Here is a 19,752-nt window from a genome sequence, read left to right on the forward strand (position 1 = left end):
CCTCTATTTATCTTTCAGTAATCTTAAAGAGTTACTGACGACAATAATGGAACTTGCCGACATTCCTACAACTGCAATATAGGGAGCCACAAGCCCCGCCACAGCAAGAGGTAATATGCATAAATTATACCCTAAAGACCAAGCTAAATTTTCCCTGATAATATTTCTGGTACGAATAGCAAGTAAACGAGCTTCTAACAATTTATCTAAGCGATCGCCAAGTAAAATCATATCTGCAGAAGCTTTAGCAACGTCCGTTCCGCCCCCCATAGCCACAGATAAATGAGCACCAGCTAAGGTAGGGGCATCATTAATTCCATCACCAACCATTAGTGTAATATCCGACTTATCCAAGTTTTTTAGATAGGTTAACTTCTCTTCAGGTTTCGCCGAAGCAATAACATTTTGAATACCTACTTCTTGTGCGACAGGGCGAGCATTGTTGATAGAATCACCGGTCAGTAGCGTGGTTTTAATACCGGCTTGTTCGAGTCGTTGAATAAATTCTTTACTCTCCTTACGAATCGGGTCGTGATAATAAAAAGTGGCAACATGGAGGCCATTCACTGCGAGATAAATGGCATGGCTTTCATTTTGTCCAACGCCGCCTTTGTCAATATTACCCTGATTGATATCAAGGACAAAAGAAGCACTTCCGATTTTCACTTCTGCTTGATGCCAACGGCCTTCTAAACCTGAGCCAATCACGTTCCTTACATCTTTAATTCGAACGTCATCCTGCTCATAATAAGCAAATGCGCGTGCAATTGGGTGATTTGCATGCGCTTCCAACCCTGCGGCAATAGCTAAACAATCGGATGGACTGATATCAGAAAACGTTTTTATCTCACGAATTTCGATATCGCCTTTGGTGAGTGTTCCTGTTTTATCGATGACCAGATGGTTGATTTGACAAAGCGTTTCGAATACATGACTGTTTCGAAGGAGCAGACCATAATGTCCCATACGTGAAGTCGCACACGTTAAAGCAGTCGGCGTTGCCAGCGATAGAGCACAAGGGCAGGTGGCCACGAGGACAGAAAGCATGATCCAAAATGCGTCATCAGGCTTTGTTTGATGCCAATAAAACCAAGTGAGGGCAGAAATCATCAGAATGGCACCCACAAAATAGCGAGCAACGATATCTGCAATTTGGGCAATTTGGGGCTTTGTATATTGAGCTTCATCTTGAAGACGAATGATGTTTGATATCATCGAATCGGCTTTTGTGTTCATGACTTCAAGATCAAAAGACTCTTCACCATTTAGTGTACCGGCATAAACAGGATCGCCAGATGTTTTAACAACATGCACCGACTCACCCGTCAGCATCGATTCATCAATATAAACTCGTCCAGAGAGTACTCGCCCATCAGCAGGAATATGCTCACCGGGTAAAACACGTATTTTGTCACCGACTTTGAGGGTTTTGACTGGTATTTGCTCACCTTCTAGCGTAGTCGCGATAGCAGGGATTAATTTGAGTAAGTTGCCACTGGCAGCCGCCGCTTTCCTTCGTGCTCGCATCTCCAAAAAGCGTCCCACCAAAAGGAAGAAAGTAAACATAGAGATGGATTCAAAAAAGACTTCTCCCTGTTCCGTTACAGTGGCAATAAGGCTGGCAACATAAGCAAAGATTAGTGCAATAGAGACGGGGACATCCATACCCAGAGTTTTACCTTTTAGGCTTCTCCAAGCATTGATGTAAAAGGGTAAAGCGGAATAAAGTAAAACGGGGGTTGCAAAGATCAAACTCACCCAGCGAAAATAGTGTTTAAACTCAGGTTCGAGATCGCCAAACACCTCAAGATACAAGGCCACCGCAAGCATCATAATCTGCATGGTCGCTAAACCTGCAATCCCCAAACGGTATAAGTACTGCTTCATTGTTTGGTGATATAAGGCTTCTTGAGTATCTGCCTCAAAAGGTGCGGCTTTATAACCTAATCTGTGGATCGTTGAAAGTAAGTCACTCAAACGAACTTTGTGATTATCCCAGACAAGCAAAGCACGATTTGTGGTGGTATTTACTCGAATAGAGCTGACCCCTTCAACCGATGAGAGCTGTTTTTCAATCAGCCACGCACAGGCCGCACATGAGATACCCTCGAGTGATAATGTGACTTCAGATTGATTCTCATGCTGGCGAACAAACTCTGATTGAACATCCGCATGATCATAGTGAATCAACGATTGTAACTGTTCGGGTACTAGATCCGTTTTTTCGGCAGGGGCTGTACGGTACTGGTAATAGCTAACAAGGCCACTATCAACGATGGTCTGTGCTACGGATTCGCATCCTGGACAGCACATTTTTCTTGTTTCACCTAGAATATCAACATTGTAATCTGTGTTAGATGGAATTTCTTCACCACAGTGATAGCATGGTTCGCTCATAGGTTTAATTCATCAAGGTTGTTGAAGAAGCAGGAAATTCGACTCGCCCTTGAATCATCCATTCTTTATTGTGGGGTTGAAGTTCAATAAACCATGGGCCATTTATGGGTTCTTCTCTTGTAAACCGATAATTGCCGTTTACATCGGCAGTGAGTACTCGACTAAAGTCACGGTCTGGTAAAGTACGGTGAGTAAAAGTGGCAGTTAAAGCCGGAAAGTAGGGCAGCTTACCTTTTGTAAAAGAGACGATTACAGTCTCGTTATCTGATGCAATCACCGCATTCAAACCAAGCTCTCTTGCCACATTCATCTTTGTGATATCAATGTTTATGCCTTTTCCCTTCTTATAATAATCCTCAGCCACCAAAGACACGGAATTATTCGCAAAGACAATAACGGTAATTATCGTCCAGACAACTACAGTGAGTGGCAAGATAATCAGAAACCACGGCCAGAATTGTTTATACCAAGGTTTTACCATAGTGATGTTCTCAATCGCTGAATGACATTATAAGACATTAAATCTAAGGGAAGGCAGCCTCTATAGAAGAGGCTGTTATTGAACTGTTACTTATTATCTGAATTGCTCAGACTCCAAACATATGCGGCAACTAGCTGTATTTTGTCTTCACCAAGGATATTGTCCCAGGCAGGCATCACACCAGAACGACCGTACGCTAAGGTCTCTGTTACATCAGCTCGTGAACCACCAAATAACCAATATTGGTCCGTTAAATCAGGTGCTCCGACGGCAGGGTTGCCTTTACCGTCTGTTCCATGACAAGCAGCACAAACAACAAAACGCTTTTTACCGGCAGCCGCTTCTCTGGCATTCACTTTACGACCAGATAAACTCAATGTATAGCTGACCACTTCTTTTATGCCTTCATCACCGAGAGCAGCTTGCCAAGAGGGCATTTGCCCAATACGGCCATGTTTTAGGGTTGTAACAATAGCACTAGGTTCTCCACCATAAAGCCAAGCGTCGTCAGTGAGGTTAGGAAAGCCTTTTTGGCCTCTGGCATCGGAACCATGACATTGAGAACAGTTTTGTAAAAAGAGGCGCTGACCAACTTTTAATGCTTCTGGATCTTGCGCAATCTCAGGGATAGGACGAAGTCCTTCTGAGTTATGCGTGAGCTTCTTAAACGTTTCACCAAAATATGCATTCGCATCATCAAGCTCTTTTGCATATTGATCTAGACGCTTGTTCAACTGAGCATCCGCGATAGAAGCTTGAGATGCCTCTAATGTGCCAACCGTTTGATCGGAGCTTTGCCAATTTAATAAGCCTTTAAAGCTGCCAAGGCCTGGGTATAAAGCAAAATAAATCGCTGAGAAAACAAAAGTACCAATAAATAAATAAGTCCACCACTTAGGCAGCGGGTTGTTGAGTTCACGAATACCATCGTACTCATGCCCCATATCTGCACCTTCATCCACGCCCATTTTATCCTTGGCACACCAAGCTAGGAGAATGGCACAGCCCACTAGAGTACCGATGGTTATGACGATAATCCAGAGACTCCAGAATGTATTCATTACTTCTTAACTCCTTGGTTATTTTGGGGTTCTTTCTCTTCATCAGCAAAAACTAGGTTAGCATCTTCTTCAAAGCGTGCTTTACGCTTTTTACCAAATGCCCACCAAACAATGCCAATGAATGTCGCGAAAAGTACAACGGTATAAATGCTATGAATTGTACCGAAATCCATGTCTTTCCCCTTATTTCATTGCAAGACCAAGAGACTGAAGGTAAGCGATCAGAGCATCCATCTCTGATTTACCTTGAACGTCTTTTGTTGCATTTGCGATTTGTTCATCCGTGTATGGCACACCAAAATCATCTCGGAATAGCGCTAGTTTTTTCGGTGTTAATTTACCATCAAGAATATTGTCAGCTAACCAAGGGTAGCCAGGCATAATTGATTCAGGAACCAGCTCACGTGGGTCCATTAGGTGAACACGGTGCCACTCATCGGAATAACGGCCTCCGACACGGGCTAGGTCAGGGCCAGTACGCTTAGAACCCCAAAGGAAAGGGTGTTCCCAAACACTTTCGCCAGCCACGGAGTAGTGTCCGTAACGTTCAGTTTCCGCACGAAATGGGCGAATCATCTGACTGTGACAAACACTACAACCTTCGCGAATATACACATCACGACCTTCCATTTGCAGTGCAGTGTATGGTTTGAGGTTTTTGACGGGTTCATTCGTTTGCTTTTGGAAGATCAGTGGTGTAATTTCAACCAAGGCTCCCCAACTAATCGCAATAACGATGAAGATAGCCAGCAAACCGACATTGCGTTCTAGAATTTCATGGCGATTACTCGAATTATTACTCATTCTCTAATCTCCTTAGGCCGGTAGTGGGATTGCTTTTAGGCTTTCTTTCGGTGCATTCACTGTCTTGTAAGTGTTGTACGCCATTAAGAACATACCAGACAAGAAGATTAACCCACCAACAAAGCGAATAAAGTAGAAAGGATGAGAGGCTGCAACCGATTCGACAAAGCTATAAGTCAATGTGCCGTCCGAGTTTACCGCACGCCACATAAGCCCTTGCATCACTCCAGAGATCCACATTGCAACGATATACAGAACAGTACCTATGGTTGCTAGCCAAAAGTGAACGTTGATCAGCTTGATCGAGTACATACGTTCTTGACCAAATAACTTCGGAACAAGGTGATAGACAGAGCCAATAGAGACCATCGCTACCCACCCCAAAGCACCTGAATGAACATGTCCTATTGTCCAGTCGGTATAATGAGAGAGCGCATTAACGGTTTTAATTGCCATCATTGGGCCTTCGAATGTCGACATGCCGTAAAACGAAAGGGAGACGATCAAAAAGCGCAGAATAGGGTCATATCGAAGCTTATGCCAAGCTCCGGAAAGCGTCATGATACCGTTAATCATTCCGCCCCATGATGGAGCAAAGAGAACGAGTGACATGACCATACCTAGAGACTGAGTCCAGTCAGGTAGGGCAGTATAATGTAAGTGGTGTGGACCAGCCCAAATATAGAGTGATATTAGTGCCCAAAAGTGAACGATAGATAGGCGGTATGAATAGACTGGGCGCTCAGCTTGCTTAGGAACGAAATAGTACATCATACCTAGAAAGCCAGCCGTAAGAAGGAAACCAACCGCGTTATGTCCGTACCACCACTGCACCATTGCATCAATGGCACCAGAGTAGATAGAGTAAGATTTTAGCCCTGATACTGGAATGGCCATGCTATTTACAATGTGTAAGACAGCAACAGTAATAATGAATGCGCCGAAAAACCAGTTGGCCACATAAATATGGGAGGTTTTACGCTTCACTAGCGTTCCAAAGAACACCACCGCATAAGAAACCCAAACAATCGCAATGGCGATATCAATTGGCCACTCAAGCTCAGCATATTCTTTCGAAGTGGTATAACCCATAGGAAGGGTAATTGCAGCAGCAAGAATAATTGCTTGCCAACCCCAAAAAGTAAAGGTGACCAAAGGCCCACCAAAAAGACGTGTTTGACAGGTACGCTGCACAACATAATAGGATGTTGCAAACAGAGCACTGGTACCAAACGCAAAAATAACCGCATTTGTATGCAGGGGACGTAAACGACTGAAGGTCAACCACGGCGTATCAAAGTTTAACTGTGGCCAAACTAACTGAGCGGCTATAAAAACACCAACGGCCATGCCGACAATTCCCCACAGTATTGTCACTATGGTAAACTGACGAACGACGGTATAGTTGTAGTTGTGCTCGAGCTGATTTACTTGGCTCATTTCCATGCTTCCAATTTCTAATTAACTATACTTTTCTTCCAACACGACTTGCGTCGTAACGCCACCCAAGTAAACTCAAGAATCTAAGGGTAAACATCACTTTGTTTCTATTGCTGACTTTATGAAAAGTGGCATTTTCAATAAGTCACTATACTTGAATTAACATTCCAATGACAGAGAGCTAACCTTTCTAAGTCTCCGGAAATCTGTTTTTATTTTAAAAATTTGAAGCTTGTTACAAGGACATTAAGAATCATGCCAGCACAAAAATTAACCAAAGCGCGACTTGCACAAATAATAATCATGTTAAGCATCTTAGTTGTGGCTTTTTTTTGGCGTACACTGACCTATGAGGCCAATGAACAAGTGATTTGTCAATCTGAAAAGGTATGTAAAATCAAAAGTTTAAAATCAAATGTGACGCTAATTAAAAGTGTAACTGGTATTTCAGTTCAAAACCCAGAAAAACAAAAAATTAGAATAAACCTGAACCGTGGTAGTTCACATATTGACACAAAAAAAACTCATACTTTAATTCCATGGGAGGATATAAATAGCGACAAAATAGTCACCATTAGCGTTGATGACGTTTCTGTAAATGTTATTTTGTAAACTAATAGAAGATTTCTGTTCTTTTTTTCAACATATAAAGAGTGTTCATCTGGCGAAATTATACAGTAGTGGTATAAAGTAACATTAATATCAACAATGATTTATTATGTACTGCCAAACTGCCTTTACCCATATTCAAGATGAACGCTCAGCCATACAAAAACTGGCTTCTGAGCTAAATGGCAATAAGCTCGCTTATCTACTTTGCTACTATACGGCTGACTACGACTTTCAAGAAATAGCGCAGTGCTTATCTGAATTCTTCCCACATACTCCTTTTCATGGCACAAGTTCCTGTCGAGCAATCATGACAGACCAAGGTCATCATCAAGGGCCAGTTATCGCAGCAATGGCAGTATACGAATCTGGCTCTCATGCGTACGGAACAGGGTTAGCAAAGTATCAAATCAGCACCAAAAAAAGTGTTAACGAAGCATTAGATATGGCTTTACATCATGCAGACCGAGTAGGGGAAGTTCCGAATTTAATTTTATTGCATGCCACACCAGGACGCGAGGAAGCCATAATAAAATGTATTGATGATCGATTTGGCACATTGGTTCCGATCATTGGTGGATCATCAGCGGACAATGATATTAAAGGAAATTGGTCCATTATCACCACTCAAGGCAGCGAGCAGTCGGGACTGAGCATCACGTTATTTTATTCTTCTCAATCGGTTGATGTTTCATTTAGTGCAGGGCATACACCGACAATACACTCAGGAGTCGTTACCGATGCATGCGGCCGGTGTGTCCTCGAAATCGATGGCGAACCCGCCCTGGACGTTTATCGATTTTGGACTGAAACTCAAGAGGATTCAGGTGACGATACTTTTTTTCTATTCGATAAATCAACTGCTTACCCTCTAGGGCGTCTCGCGGGGCTAGTCTCTCATCGCCCATATTATAAGCTCTCCCATCCAGTAAGAGGCACACCTGAAGGCGGGATAGAATTGTTCACTGACATCAATATGGGGGACATTGTCACCCTGATGAAAGGCAATAAAGAATGCCTACTTTCAAGAGTAACACGTGTGGTGAACACAGCTTTCAACCAAAAGTTCGAAAATTCACAAAAGATAGGCGTAATTAATATTTTCTGCGCCGGTTCTATGCTGAATCTTAAACAAGACATCACCAATGTTTATGAGCAGGTGACCCGAGAGCTCAATAACAAGCCCTTTATTTGCCCGTTCACATTCGGTGAACAGGGGCGCTTTATTGGTGGTGAAAACGGGCATGCTAATTTAATGATTTCATCAGCTATTTTCCATAAGCCTAATGATGAATAAGTCTCTAGAGATCGAAAGATGGAAATTTTACAAGAATTGCTTGTTGACCTTAGAGAGTCAAAACAGCGAGAAAAGATCTTAGCCGACGAAAATAAAGCCATTCTTTCTGCGATCTCGAGTATGAGTGAAGCCAAGAACAAGCAGGAAATATTTTCGTGTCTTAATAACGCGTTAAAAAAGTACATCAACTATGATGACTTTATCGTGATTACCCGAGATGATAACTCTCAAGCATTTAGTACATTAATTGCAACAAACGGTGTCTTTGAGTATGCCAATTGGTTACAGGGTAATGCATCGGATAGGGCACTTAATGGTGAGTGCATTTTGCTTTTTGAGCCAATGTTATTAAATGAATTCAGTCAGTTAAATTCTTTTATTCATAGCCAAGTGAACTCGATAATTATGACTGGCGTGCATACTGAAGTGACACAAAATATCATTTTATTGGTTGGAGCTAAAAAAGGGCATTTCAGCATTCAGAGCCGTGAAACATTAAAACGTTTTCGACCATTGATTGAAAGGGCAATCATAGATATTGAAAATAAAGAAAAGTTACAACGTATCGTTGATTTGCGGACTTTTGAGCTAGCCAAAGCACGTGAAGAGGCAGAAAAAGCCAACCAGTCTAAGTCAGAGTTCCTGGCAATGATGAGCCACGAAATAAGAACGCCTCTCAATTCTGTTTTAGGCTTGCTTGATATTTTAAGGCAATCGACACTCGATCATCAGCAGTCTGATGTACTTTATCAAATGGAAAGCTCAGCTGAATTGCTACTTGCCATCATCAGTGACATTTTGGATCTTTCTAAAATAGAGTCGGGTAGTTTCTTATTACATGAACAATGGACCAATTTAAGTGACAAGGTCACATTTGTAATCTCTCAGCAAAAACAGGTAGCATTAAGCAAAAACTTAACTTTTTCTCATATCAGTAACCTCGATAAAAACAAGCAATATTGGATTGATGACACGCGTCTTTCACAAGTGCTATTTAATATCATTGGAAACGCAATCAAGTTTACCGACTCAGGACGTGTTGATGTCAGTGTTTTAGAATCTAAAGGCGAAATTACTTTTTCCATTGTAGATTCAGGAATTGGAATCCCGGAATCAAAGCTTGATCATCTATTTACTGCATTTCATCAAGGCGATAGCTCCATAACACGTCGCTTTGGTGGGACGGGACTTGGCCTTGCAATCACTAAGTATTTGGTTGAAATGATGAGAGGCTCAATCACAGTTGAAAGCACTGAATACGTAGGTTCGGAGTTTAAAATTACAATCCCAGTCAGAACAAGAGACTATCAATTGAGTCTTGCCAGTACAGTTGAGGCTCGTTTACCAGACAAGAAAATGAATTTTTTGGTGGTAGAAGATACAAAATCCAACCAAATGGTGATTAAACTTATCCTTAACCAACTCGGGCACAGTGTATTTATCGCCAGCAATGGCAGAGATGCCATTAAACTAATTGAAAATCAATCAGATAAAAAGATAGATATGATTTTAATGGATGTCTCAATGCCTGTGATGGATGGAATTACGGCCACACAAATATTGAGAAAAAACGGCATTAAAATCCCAATCATTGCTTTGACGGCTCACGCATTGGATGGAGATAAGAAAAATTGTTTAACTGCCGGTATGGATGGTTTTGTTTCTAAACCAGTTCGTAAGCAAGAAATCATAAAAGCCATTGAGAGCTTATCCAAATGAATGACCAGTAATATAGACTTAAACAATCATGATTGTTTAAGTCTATATTACATATTTTATGTTAAATACGATTATGTTCAATACAGTATCCAACAAAGCAAGCTCAAAAAGAAGAGTAGGCCAAACCCATAGAAGATTTGGCCTATATCTAAACCCTATTTAACATAACATACATAATACGCACCGAATCGTGGATCCAGCTGGGCTTGCTTCTGTAGACACAAAAACGGCGCAAACCGTTGAAATGCCTGATAAACCAAGCCCATTAAATTTTTTTGCGATGTTTTCCCATACGGCTTTAATCTGTGGATTTTCGTTGCGGTCAGCGTGACAACCCAGCAAAGCGATCTCTGGGTCTAAACCTGATCTTTTGGCGAGGAAAATTGCTTGTATATCAGTCATATAGCGCTTTCCTTTGCGAAAATCACTGATTCTTTGCGGCGGTATCTTCATATCGGCCGCTATTTGCTTGTCTTGTACGTAACTTTGAGCCTTTTTATAGGCATCTAACAGTTGATTTTGATACATACCAAATCCTCCATAACTGCCAGTTTAGCTTATTAGTCACCATTTTTGGTGCCTTGTGCTAACCAATATTGGTGACTATTCTGATAACCAAATCTGGTTACTGGCGAGATTAATCTGACCACTTTAACTTGGTCTTTGCACTAGATACCCATGATTTGGTCTCAACTGACAACGACAACCTTTAAGTAACATCATTATCATTAGTTTAGCTAATTTTGTTACGTTGTCACCAAGTTAATCTTTACTTTAGGAAAAAGAGTTATGCTTACGGAAAAAATTAAAGCCCTCATAGAGAAAGAAGCTCAGCTCAACCCTCGCCTAACTGGTGTCTTTTTCCGTAAGCATCTTGGGCAATCAATGTGCTCTGAAGATGGTTTACTAACTGATTTGGCCGTCTCTTGTTTCGAATATTTCAACCAGCTTAAGAACGACTTAAAACAAAAAGCGCATAGAGCCAGCTTGCAAAAACAAAAGCAGGAACACGAACGCTTACAAGCTTCAGCCAAGCGCGTGAACCAATTTGTTATCAAATCGGCCAATCAAGCTAACGCTCGTTTTATTGGGTCGCTTCGTTTTTCTCTTCAAGCTGGCAACCTAATAATCAAAACTCTCTCACGTTCTATGCCAAATCCCGCGAAATCGATTCGTCGTTACCTCAAAAAGCTTGGCGTCAATCATCTAGGTAAAACACAGCAAGAACGTGACGGTGTCACTTATGTTGAGTTCACTAATGAGGCCGTGAATAACATTCTTGACGTTCTAAAGGAAAAGCAAGCCACTAATGAAACCGTCCCAACGAGTACGGATATTCACTTGTTACCAGTGGCTCATTATGTCGAACCTCAGTGCTCGAACACTTCGCTAATTTTTCAACCTTTGGCGGCCTAACTATGAATACGCAAACCATCTATTTTGATTTGTTACCTGACTATACGGTATCCGTGTTGGTTAAGGGCTGCAATGACTGGGACTTGTTCAAATCCATGTCTCACTTAGAGTTTTGGGCGTTAACGCATTTTGACCATTTCACATTGGTGTCTATCACCAATACCACTCATCAAGAACGTTTGGCTTTGGGGGTTTTCGATGACTACAACAACTAAAGTGATCACCTCAGTACCTGAGTTAATCCACATTGACTACTTATGCTTTACGTTCTCAGTCAAAGACCTTCGCCACTGTTATCACGGCTTGGCTAAGCGTCACAAGAATGAGGTCGTTAAAGGGCTACCAAAGAAAAGCTTGCTTAAGCGTGCGGTACGTTCGCCTAAGTTCCCTCCTCCACCTCGCTTTGATTCGACAGTTGCGAAGACGGCTGAAGAGATTGAACAGTACAACACGGCCTACGAGTTTTGTTACCGCAACTACTTAGAAGAGACTTTGCGCATTTTCACCAATCAGGTATTGGGTTTGTCTTTGTCTGCTCCTCGTGGCCTTGGCTTTCAGTTCTATACCGAGTCCATGAAATTGACTTCTGATACAGGTGAAGATTTCTGCGGTTATGTTGGCATTGGTGGCAATAACGACACAGTACATTTTCAAATTAATGGTACTGGCTGTAAGCACATGTTTGCTCGTAACTCTCGCTATGTCATTCACGATTGGCTTAGTAATGTTCTCGGTGTTCAAACACTGGCGCGGGTTGATTTGGCCTATGACGATTATGACGGGTTGTTTGATTGTAACTATGCCAAAAAAGCTTGGCTTGATGGTGCCTTTCGAACCTCTGCCCGTGGCCGTCCTCCAGTACTGCATGAACAGGTAACGATATCCAAGATTGTCAAAGGTCAGCCGGAATATACACGTGAGCAATATTCTGTTGGTTCTCGTACTTCTCGCGTCTATTGGCGCATCTACAACAAGGCATTAGAACAGAACTTGGCACAAACGGGCCTCACTTGGTATCGCTCTGAAGTTGAACTTAAAAAATGGAACATTGATGTTCTTTTGAATCCTGATGGGGCTTTTGCGGCCATCAATGACTTTGCTGCCTCTATCTCTTCAGCTCGTAAGGTAGACACCAAACCAAAGCCAACCAAACGCGTTGCTTTAGACCTGTTGGCCTCTGCGCATTGGATGCGCCGACAGTATGGAAAAACACTTAATTCCCTCATCGAATTCTATGAGGGTGACATTGAAACAGTAATCGGTTCTCTCATTCGCGATGGAACAAAATTCACCTTCCCTAATACCTATGGAAAGTTGGTGACTCACATATTGGAGACTTAACACATGGCTAAATCTGTTTTCGTTCTAGGTATGGATATTACATGGAACTCAGCGCGAGGCGACAGCGCACAACTTAATATATCGCGTCCTCTGCGTGAAATTAATGCAGAGAAATTTAAGCGCCGCACCATTGGAGAATCTGGCGATGTCAATCCACAGTGGGACCAACCATTAATGATTGACCATGAATATGCACTACTTCTTGAACGTACGGGCGCTTTAGTTCCTCGTCGTGAGTATGAATTGCGCTTAGAGATAAACCCAGAAGATCCTTTGTCGGGTGCAGTAGTGACTGAGTTAATCCCAGTCGATGCTGAAATCAAAAAGCACTTCGAAGTATCAATGAAGGGTAAATAATGACCGTTTCAGTTTGCGCTCAAGTTCTCACCAATGGCACGGTCACAGCCTTGCCCTATGAGCCTCTTGATAACTGCTCTTTTGTTCTAGTCAGCCGTGATGAACTGGAACAAATGAACCATAACGCAAACTTAAGCTTTGATATTGACGCAGCATTTTTCGCTGAAATCACAGGTTATGTGCTGCTCTCTTTCGTGTCTGGCCATGTGCTAGGCCGAATCCTTAAAGGGCTTGGTAAAGCCTAAACCTTAAATATAAATGGAGAACAATCCTATGAATACTAACAACACAGTTAAACAATTCGGCTTTAAAAAATTGGGTACTAAAGCAGTGGCGCTAACAGGTGCGCTTATCTCTGGCGCGGCCCTTGCCGATGACTCTGGTAATGTATCCAATGCTATCAATGGCGCGGTGTCTTCAGGTCAAGGCAACTACACCTTAGTTGTGGTTGGTCTGCTGGGTATGGCTGCTATCGGCTTCGGTCTGCGCATGATCATGACTTCTATGCGTTCATAATGCAGGAGACACTGACCGCCATTCTGACACTGCTGTTTGCTCTTGCTCATGTCGGGGCATTCATCAGCGGTATCAAATCTGGAATCAACGCCTCCTAGTGAGGCGTTTTTTATTGGGTTGATTTCTTATGAGTATCAAACACATCCTCACACTTTCTTTGTCTATGTTGTGTATTTTCAGCGTTGAGGCTGAAGACTATTATAGAATCAAATCAGGTGGCTATAATGGCCCAGCGGCTTTTGAATGCAGTGGTTTGCGCGTTGGTTCTATTATTCCTAGTACCTATTCTGTTGACTTGGGTAATAAGCAAGTTGGTAGGAGAACTTGTAAAAGCGCCACTTTGAACATGGGAGAAGTCACCGTTCGTTTTCTGAATCACCGTGGTAAGGATTATGTAGGCAAGTTGTATACAACAAAGTTAGAACCTTGCCCCTCTGGTACTAAACGCAATCCTGAATCGGGCCAATGTGAAGAACTACCGGAATCTTACTGTGAGCGGCCCGAAGTTCTGGAAGAAATGCAACGCTTCAGAGATTCGTGCGCGGCCAAAGGTAACGGCTACACGGCGGAAATCTCTTGCAGCGATGCAACCAGTAGCCTGACAACCTATTGCGCCCCTCCACCGGATGCATGTTTACCGGGTACTCCAAATTGGCCAGCTTGCCGTGGTGATGACGGCCAGCCATGTGACTCATCTTCGGACGATTGGAATGATCGTTTAGGTAAGTGCTGTAATGCATCCAATAACTTTTGTGATGAAGCGCCCCCAACACCCTGCACCATTACAAGCCCTGATTGGCCTGAATGTGATGGCGATGAACCGCCTAACCCTGACGACTCAGACAACAATGACGACGGTAACGAAACGCCTAATCCTGATGATGGCAATAGCGATAATAATGACGGCTCTGGCGGTGGTAATTCTGGCTCTGGCAATAACGGCTCAGGTAATGGCAGTTCTGGCGGTGGTAGTTCAACGCCTCCGCCAGTAGAAGATAACCAAGATGTGAATAACTCGGTTAAGGCTCTTAACGCAGATATGAACCGACAGCTAACCAGCATCAACAACGATATGAATCGCAATCATGGTGAGTCACTCACAGCCCTTGAAGAACTTAAAAACTCCAATAAACAAGCCATCGATAAATATACGACAGATGTGACCAACGCCATCAACGCGAACGGCAATCAAGTCACCAATGCACTTAACGCTAATGCATCGAGTATCAGGAACGCCATTAACGGCTCAACCAGCGCTATCAATGGCACAACTAATGCGATTAATAACCAAACAGGCAAAATCGAAGGTGGGTTAACCAGTGTTAAAGACGGCCTTGGCGAATTGGGCCAGCAAGTCGGTGATGCTATTACCAGCCTTGAAGGAACCAATGAGCAAGGCTTTTCTGATGTGATTGACGCAATAAAAGAACTTGGCGAAGGTGAAATATTTCTGCCTGAAGGTGATCAACCTGTGAATCTTCTCGATGACTCCACTTACAACGATTTAAACCAAGAAATCACAAACTTAAAGGGTGATATACGTTCTGAGCTTCAAGCGATAAAAGACTACTTCACCTTTTACAAAGACTTAGAAGATGGTGCCTTTAATCCGCATGACCTTACCCTTGTTTGGCAAACCTACTACGTCAAAGCAGAAAATATGGTGTTTAGGACTTTGCGAGATAACGCGCACATCATCGCGGCTGTAGTGCTGTTTATGTTTGGTCTTGCTGGCATACGTGAAATTTTGAGGGCTTTCTAATGATGGAATTTTTCGAATACATAGCTAACGTTTGGGCAACCATTATTAACTACTTTGAGAACATAGGCTACTTTGCTGCACAGTTCTTTATTTGGGTCGAAGCGTTGTGGATTAAGATGAAATTGACCGCTCAGCTTTACATGCTGCGTACGTCCTTTCTTGTAGCAAAAACTCTTCTAGAAGATATTGGTTTCGCCACCTTGTTTACTGAACTCTTCAACCAACTGCCTTTAGAGGTCAAGTATTGGGCGCACTTATTCAAGGTTCCTGAAGGTATCTCTCTCTATGTGAACTGTTTCACTACTGCAATAGTGATAAGGATGTCTCGATAATGGCGATTACAATTAGAACGGGCGGCAATGGCTCCTACAAAAGTGCTTACACGGCTTGGTTTTCTATTCTTCCGGCATTAAAAGCGGGTCGTGTGGTTGTCACTAATATTGAAGGTATGGAGCCTTTGCACCTCATTGAGGAGCGTTTAAATATCCAGTTCCCCTCCTCGACTAAGCTTATACGCATCTTCTCACGCTCTGAGGTTGGCATTGACCTATGGCAACATTTCTTTTGTTGGTGCCCTTTAAATGCCTTGATTGTGGTTGATGAGTGTCAGGATATCTTTTCTAAAAACATTGGCTTTGATGGCCGCAAGATAAAACACCGACCTTTAGAGGAGTTCTTACCACATTTGCCAGATTGGTATTCCGAGTTCTTCCATTCTCGACACGTTCCCGTCGATATGACCACATTGAAAGAATCTGAAGTGGATGATTTAGGATGTGCGGAGTATGACGGCCAAGGAAAGATCATCTATCCGCTCACTTACAATGAAGGCTTTATGCGTCATCGTAAGTACAATTGGGATATCGAATTGCTCTCTCCAGATTGGCAGCAGATAGACAGCTCAATCAAAGCCTGTGCTGAGCAAGCTTTCTTCCATAAGAACCGTGACAAAATGTTCTTTGCCAAGCGTAAGCCTTATATCTATCAGCACCCTGTTAACGTCACTAAGCCAGTGATACCTGCTAAAAAAGATGCTGGCCTCTTCACTCAGAAAATACCGCTTGAAGCACACCTGCTTTACAAATCAACCGGAACGGGAGCCATCACCAAATCAGGCGGCTTGAATCCTCTGTTTAGCTCTCCCAAGTTCTTATTCACTCTGTTAACCATCATTGCCTGTGTGGGGTACTTTTGCTATGCCGCTTTTAATCTTCTTACTGAAAATGAAAGTTCGCTTTCAACAAATGAACCTCAAACGTCGGATGATAGCCAAGCTGTTCAAGCTGTTCCGGTTTCCAGCTCTAAAGAAGATCATCAAGGCGATCATGATTTATCTGGCCGTGGGGATAGTCATTCGGCTCATCAGCAAAGCCGCCCTGCTTATGTTCCTGTGAAAGAGATCCTTTACTTTGAGGGCTTAGAGTCGGCTTACTTGTCAGGGTTTCATAGTGCTAAAAAGCACAAGGTAATCAAGGGAAAACGTTATACAAGTCATGAGTTGGATATTGTGATTAATATTTATGCAATCAATGGCCTATACTCGGTCAACCAAAAGTATTTGGAGGCTATTGGAGTCAAGTTTGAAGTGATTCATGAATGTTTGATGATCTTAAAACAGGACGACCGGAAAAGCTTACTTACTTGTGAGCCTTCCCGACCTGACGGCCAAACTGAGGCAGTTGAGGCTGACTTTGCGCAAATCGAAAAACAGCGTACTCAGTCGATGACTGATAATTCTTATTTGTTGTAATGGAGGAAATAAATTGATGGATGATCTTGAATGGGTAAGTACAGCTTATGAAATCATACTTGGTTGTTATTTGGTGGTACTGGTTGGCGGGTTCGTTAGCCTACGCAGTGAGCGATACAAGCGCGAAAGATAAGCGGCCATTCATCAATCGGCACGGCCAAGGCCGTAGCCGATTGTAAAGCCGAACCCTACCAAGCATACCAGCAACCACCTAACCTAAACTTGTGCACCCAACTCACCACACAGGCCCGACAGGGATAAGCGAAGCGAGACACGCCAGAACTCAAAACGCTGACAGGCTTTAAAGCTACTGCACACCAGAGAACGTAACATCCAGTGACCAAGCGTTGCCGAACTTCAAGCGAATGCCTATCCTCAAATTGCGTGCGACACATAACCAGCAAGCGCCTAACCTCCCTCGCATCCTATAGAATAACCCTTGCAGAGACTCACAACACCAAAGGGGCTAAAAGCAACAGCAACCCACTGAACTTTCCACAACTGCAATCAAAAATCGAACCGGTATTCATCCAGAACTTGAGGTTTTGCTATCACAGTCTGTCCAGGACAAATCAAATTTAAGGGATATAGATGGCACTTGCTTTAGAGTTCTTTTGATGGCTTCAACGACTGAGCGAGTCGCGAGACTGAGCAGCGAGCGCAGGAGGCGAAGCCAACCCCCGTCCTGTATTACGGGGGTAAATTCCACCATTCTTCAGTGATTCTGGTTTTTACTACTAGTATTTTAAAGTCAAATATCTATCTCTTTCTGCTCTTTATTCTAAAATGCTTTAAATCATGAACGGTTCATTCTTATATTAAAAATTTTTATTGTTATGATTGAAAAAATCTATTGATAATATTTATTTGTTGTTTTGACAATTTATTTTGTTTGATAATCATACAATTAAATGCAATTATTAAATTAAATGCAATTATTAAATTAAATTTCTGATATGAAAAATTCTTTTAAAGGTTTTTATAATGTTGAAGACAGTGTTCTAATAGACTTATGGAAAAGTGAACATACATTATTTGTCTTCGATACAAATGTATTACTCAACATATATAGTTATGCTGATCAAACTCAGAGCGATTTTTTCAAGATTCTTAATGCTATAGACGACAAAATATGGATTCCATTTCATGTTGGTTTAGAATATCAAAGGCGTAGATTAGAAGTTATAAAGTCTCAAAAAGAAACTTTTAAAAACATTAACTCCTACTTAGATAAGATTATCAAGGTCTTCAAGAATGACTTTGAGAGCTTGGCTCTACATAGCCGATTTCCATCTCTATCTAAAGATACAGACTTATTGAAGTCAGAAATAGAGCAATCAATATCTAGATATAAAACCATTGTATCTGAATTAAACTCTAATCAAGCCTGTGTTAGATCACATGATAAAATCAGGTCTAAATTAAATGATTTATTTCATGATAGAGTCGGTAATGCTCCATTGGATCAAACTTGGTTGGATAATTTATATAATGAAGGAAATACACGTTATAGTTTAAAAATCCCACCGGGCTTCTGTGATCTTAAGAAAGCAGATAATAAAAACACAGAGTCATTTACCTATAATGGTCTGCTATACCAAAGCAAGTATGGAGATTTAATCCTTTGGAAGCAGTTACTTGAAAGATCCAAAGATCCTAGTATCAAAAACGTAATATTTATTACAGATGATAAAAAATCAGATTGGTGGTTTTCTATTAATTCTAATGGCCTTAAAGAAGTTGGTCCATTAGCTGAACTCCAAGCTGAAATATATAGAGAAAGTGAAATTGAAAATTTTCACATGTATAATTCCTCATCTTTCTTACAAGATGGAAAACAAAACTTAAATATAAATGTCGAAGATAGTTCAATCGATGATATCAACGATCACAATAAAAACAATAGAACAGTTTTAAAAAATAACTTTAGCGATAGTTTACATTCTCATGCTTTTATGTCTTATGATAAACCTGATTATCTTAAGGAAGTTGAAGAACTTATAAAAAACAATTTAGATAATTCTGATGAATACAATCCTTTTTCATCCGTTCACTCTAACCGTTCACTTAAATCTTTAGGTGAAATCGATGAAACTGTGAATGGTGCTTTTGATTATGACCCACTTGAAGATAATATATTCATAAACCAAGAGGATATTTCAAATAAAATAAATGAAAGGAAAATTAGAATGCTTAGAATGTATTTAAATAATCATAAAAATATTAATTTTTCATCTCTTTCCGAAAGGAATAAAAATGATTTATTGTATTCTTTAAAATTATTACTAAAAAAACACAATGATTGAAATGAATTATTTCAATTTTAAATATTATATTACATTATAAAAGTAAGGCTCCATATAGGAGCCTTATTCAAGTCTAAATCAACTCTTTTAGTGCCCTAGCATACTTGATCACCTTGTGACTTACCCTTCTGTCATTCTCGGCTCCAAGTTCTAGCAGTGCCACACCCAATAATATTTGATGCGGTGTGACCAATTGGCCTGTTGGAAGTTCTAGGCGGTCGTTCCTCATTGTGAACTGTTGCCATTCATTACTGATGCCTAACTCTTTTGACCTCTTCATTCTCATTAGGCGTTTACACTCTGGGGGGATCGGTTTTCCCTTATCCCAAAGCTTGACTGTTCTTACACTCTTGAAACAAAGCTCTGCTGTCTCTTCGATGCTTAAACCGCATACCAATTCACGAAAAAACAAGTTATTACTCATTGCGTGATACCTCTCAGGTTTGCTAGCCATATCAATAACATAACATAAAACTGTGATATGCAACAAGGTAAA

22 protein-coding genes are annotated in these 19,752 nt (G+C 41.5%); 14 read left to right on the forward strand and 8 right to left on the reverse strand.

The genetic code is table 11. From position 1 onward, the window contains the following. Positions 1–3: 3 nt before the first annotated feature. From BS333_RS06920 to ccoN, 6 genes are all read right to left on the reverse strand, one after another. Positions 4–2,397 (reverse strand): heavy metal translocating P-type ATPase, encoded by a 2,394-nt coding sequence (locus tag BS333_RS06920; protein WP_021708394.1) that lies wholly within the window; start codon positions 2,395–2,397, stop codon positions 4–6. A 4-nt stretch (positions 2,398–2,401) separates the two neighbouring features. Then, a complete protein-coding gene (locus BS333_RS06925) occupies positions 2,402–2,878 on the reverse strand; it encodes a FixH family protein (protein ID WP_021708393.1) in 477 nt (158 codons plus the stop codon). 86 nt (positions 2,879–2,964) lie between these two features. Then, positions 2,965–3,939, reverse strand: a complete 975-nt coding sequence (gene ccoP / locus BS333_RS06930) for a cytochrome-c oxidase, cbb3-type subunit III (RefSeq protein ID WP_021708392.1) — start codon at positions 3,937–3,939, stop codon at positions 2,965–2,967. Beyond that, a complete protein-coding gene (locus BS333_RS06935) occupies positions 3,939–4,112 on the reverse strand; it encodes a CcoQ/FixQ family Cbb3-type cytochrome c oxidase assembly chaperone (protein ID WP_021708391.1) in 174 nt (57 codons plus the stop codon). The genes ccoP and BS333_RS06935 overlap by 1 nt, the downstream gene beginning before the upstream one ends. A gap of 10 nt (positions 4,113–4,122) precedes the next feature. Continuing rightward, positions 4,123–4,743 carry a cytochrome-c oxidase, cbb3-type subunit II gene (ccoO, locus tag BS333_RS06940; protein WP_021708390.1) on the reverse strand — a complete coding sequence of 207 codons (621 nt, stop codon included), beginning with the start codon at positions 4,741–4,743 and terminating at the stop codon, positions 4,123–4,125. Between the two features lie 12 nt (positions 4,744–4,755). Then, entirely contained in the window at positions 4,756–6,183 is a 1,428-nt protein-coding gene (gene ccoN, locus BS333_RS06945) for a cytochrome-c oxidase, cbb3-type subunit I (RefSeq protein ID WP_033003283.1), read from the reverse strand. 255 nt (positions 6,184–6,438) lie between these two features. On the opposite strand from ccoN, the gene BS333_RS06950 reads away from it, so the two are divergent. The 3 genes from BS333_RS06950 (at position 6,439) to BS333_RS06960 (ending at position 9,808) form a co-directional block, all read left to right on the forward strand. After that, positions 6,439–6,795, forward strand: coding sequence for a hypothetical protein (locus tag BS333_RS06950; RefSeq protein WP_021708388.1), 357 nt, complete (start codon positions 6,439–6,441; stop codon positions 6,793–6,795). A gap of 106 nt (positions 6,796–6,901) precedes the next feature. Further along, on the forward strand, positions 6,902–8,089 hold the full coding sequence (locus BS333_RS06955; protein ID WP_021708387.1) for an FIST signal transduction protein: 1,188 nt from the start codon (positions 6,902–6,904) through the stop codon (positions 8,087–8,089). Between the two features lie 18 nt (positions 8,090–8,107). Continuing rightward, a complete protein-coding gene (locus BS333_RS06960; protein ID WP_021708386.1) occupies positions 8,108–9,808 on the forward strand; it encodes an ATP-binding protein in 1,701 nt (566 codons plus the stop codon). 159 nt (positions 9,809–9,967) lie between these two features. Here BS333_RS06960 and BS333_RS06965 read toward each other — a convergent pair whose 3' ends face one another. Continuing rightward, on the reverse strand, positions 9,968–10,336 hold the full coding sequence (locus BS333_RS06965; protein ID WP_021708385.1) for a DUF3693 domain-containing protein: 369 nt from the start codon (positions 10,334–10,336) through the stop codon (positions 9,968–9,970). A gap of 261 nt (positions 10,337–10,597) precedes the next feature. Here BS333_RS06965 and BS333_RS06970 point away from each other — a divergent pair, with 261 nt between their 5' ends. From BS333_RS06970 to BS333_RS07015, 11 genes are all read left to right on the forward strand, one after another. Beyond that, complete coding sequence (locus tag BS333_RS06970; RefSeq protein ID WP_021708384.1) at positions 10,598–11,224, forward strand: hypothetical protein; 627 nt, start codon at positions 10,598–10,600, stop codon at positions 11,222–11,224. Positions 11,225–11,226: 2 nt separating this feature from the next. Then, positions 11,227–11,439, forward strand: a complete 213-nt coding sequence (locus BS333_RS06975; RefSeq protein WP_021708383.1) for a hypothetical protein — start codon at positions 11,227–11,229, stop codon at positions 11,437–11,439. Continuing rightward, entirely contained in the window at positions 11,423–12,565 is a 1,143-nt protein-coding gene (locus BS333_RS06980; protein ID WP_021708382.1) for a replication initiation factor domain-containing protein, read from the forward strand. The genes BS333_RS06975 and BS333_RS06980 overlap by 17 nt, the downstream gene beginning before the upstream one ends. 3 nt (positions 12,566–12,568) lie before the next feature. Beyond that, positions 12,569–12,922: a DUF1293 family protein gene (locus BS333_RS06985; RefSeq protein ID WP_021708381.1), complete on the forward strand. Its 354-nt coding sequence runs from the start codon at positions 12,569–12,571 to the stop codon at positions 12,920–12,922. Continuing rightward, the gene (locus BS333_RS06990; protein ID WP_021708380.1) at positions 12,922–13,167 is read left to right on the forward strand and encodes a hypothetical protein; all 246 of its coding nucleotides are present in this window, start codon (positions 12,922–12,924) and stop codon (positions 13,165–13,167) included. The genes BS333_RS06985 and BS333_RS06990 overlap by 1 nt, the downstream gene beginning before the upstream one ends. Positions 13,168–13,195: 28 nt before the next feature. Next, complete coding sequence (locus BS333_RS06995; protein ID WP_021708379.1) at positions 13,196–13,438, forward strand: hypothetical protein; 243 nt, start codon at positions 13,196–13,198, stop codon at positions 13,436–13,438. Positions 13,439–13,565: 127 nt separating this feature from the next. Next, positions 13,566–15,200 (forward strand): YhgE/Pip domain-containing protein, encoded by a 1,635-nt coding sequence (locus tag BS333_RS07000; RefSeq protein ID WP_021708378.1) that lies wholly within the window; start codon positions 13,566–13,568, stop codon positions 15,198–15,200. Beyond that, on the forward strand, positions 15,200–15,532 hold the full coding sequence (locus tag BS333_RS07005; protein WP_021708377.1) for a DUF2523 family protein: 333 nt from the start codon (positions 15,200–15,202) through the stop codon (positions 15,530–15,532). Before BS333_RS07000 ends, BS333_RS07005 begins: the two co-directional genes overlap by 1 nt. Further along, complete coding sequence (locus BS333_RS07010; protein WP_021708376.1) at positions 15,532–16,950, forward strand: zonular occludens toxin domain-containing protein; 1,419 nt, start codon at positions 15,532–15,534, stop codon at positions 16,948–16,950. Before BS333_RS07005 ends, BS333_RS07010 begins: the two co-directional genes overlap by 1 nt. A gap of 47 nt (positions 16,951–16,997) precedes the next feature. Continuing rightward, positions 16,998–17,129 (forward strand): hypothetical protein, encoded by a 132-nt coding sequence (locus BS333_RS22490; protein WP_255209428.1) that lies wholly within the window; start codon positions 16,998–17,000, stop codon positions 17,127–17,129. A gap of 777 nt (positions 17,130–17,906) precedes the next feature. Then, positions 17,907–19,256, forward strand: a complete 1,350-nt coding sequence (locus tag BS333_RS07015; protein ID WP_021708375.1) for a PIN-like domain-containing protein — start codon at positions 17,907–17,909, stop codon at positions 19,254–19,256. 73 nt (positions 19,257–19,329) lie between these two features. Here the strand turns inward: BS333_RS07015 and BS333_RS07020 are convergent, their stop codons facing one another. Continuing rightward, positions 19,330–19,680, reverse strand: coding sequence for a phage protein (locus BS333_RS07020; protein WP_021708374.1), 351 nt, complete (start codon positions 19,678–19,680; stop codon positions 19,330–19,332). Positions 19,681–19,752: the final 72 nt, after the last annotated feature.

Source organism: Vibrio azureus, from assembly GCF_002849855.1.
In the GTDB taxonomy this organism is placed as follows: Bacteria; Pseudomonadota; Gammaproteobacteria; order Enterobacterales; family Vibrionaceae; genus Vibrio; species Vibrio azureus.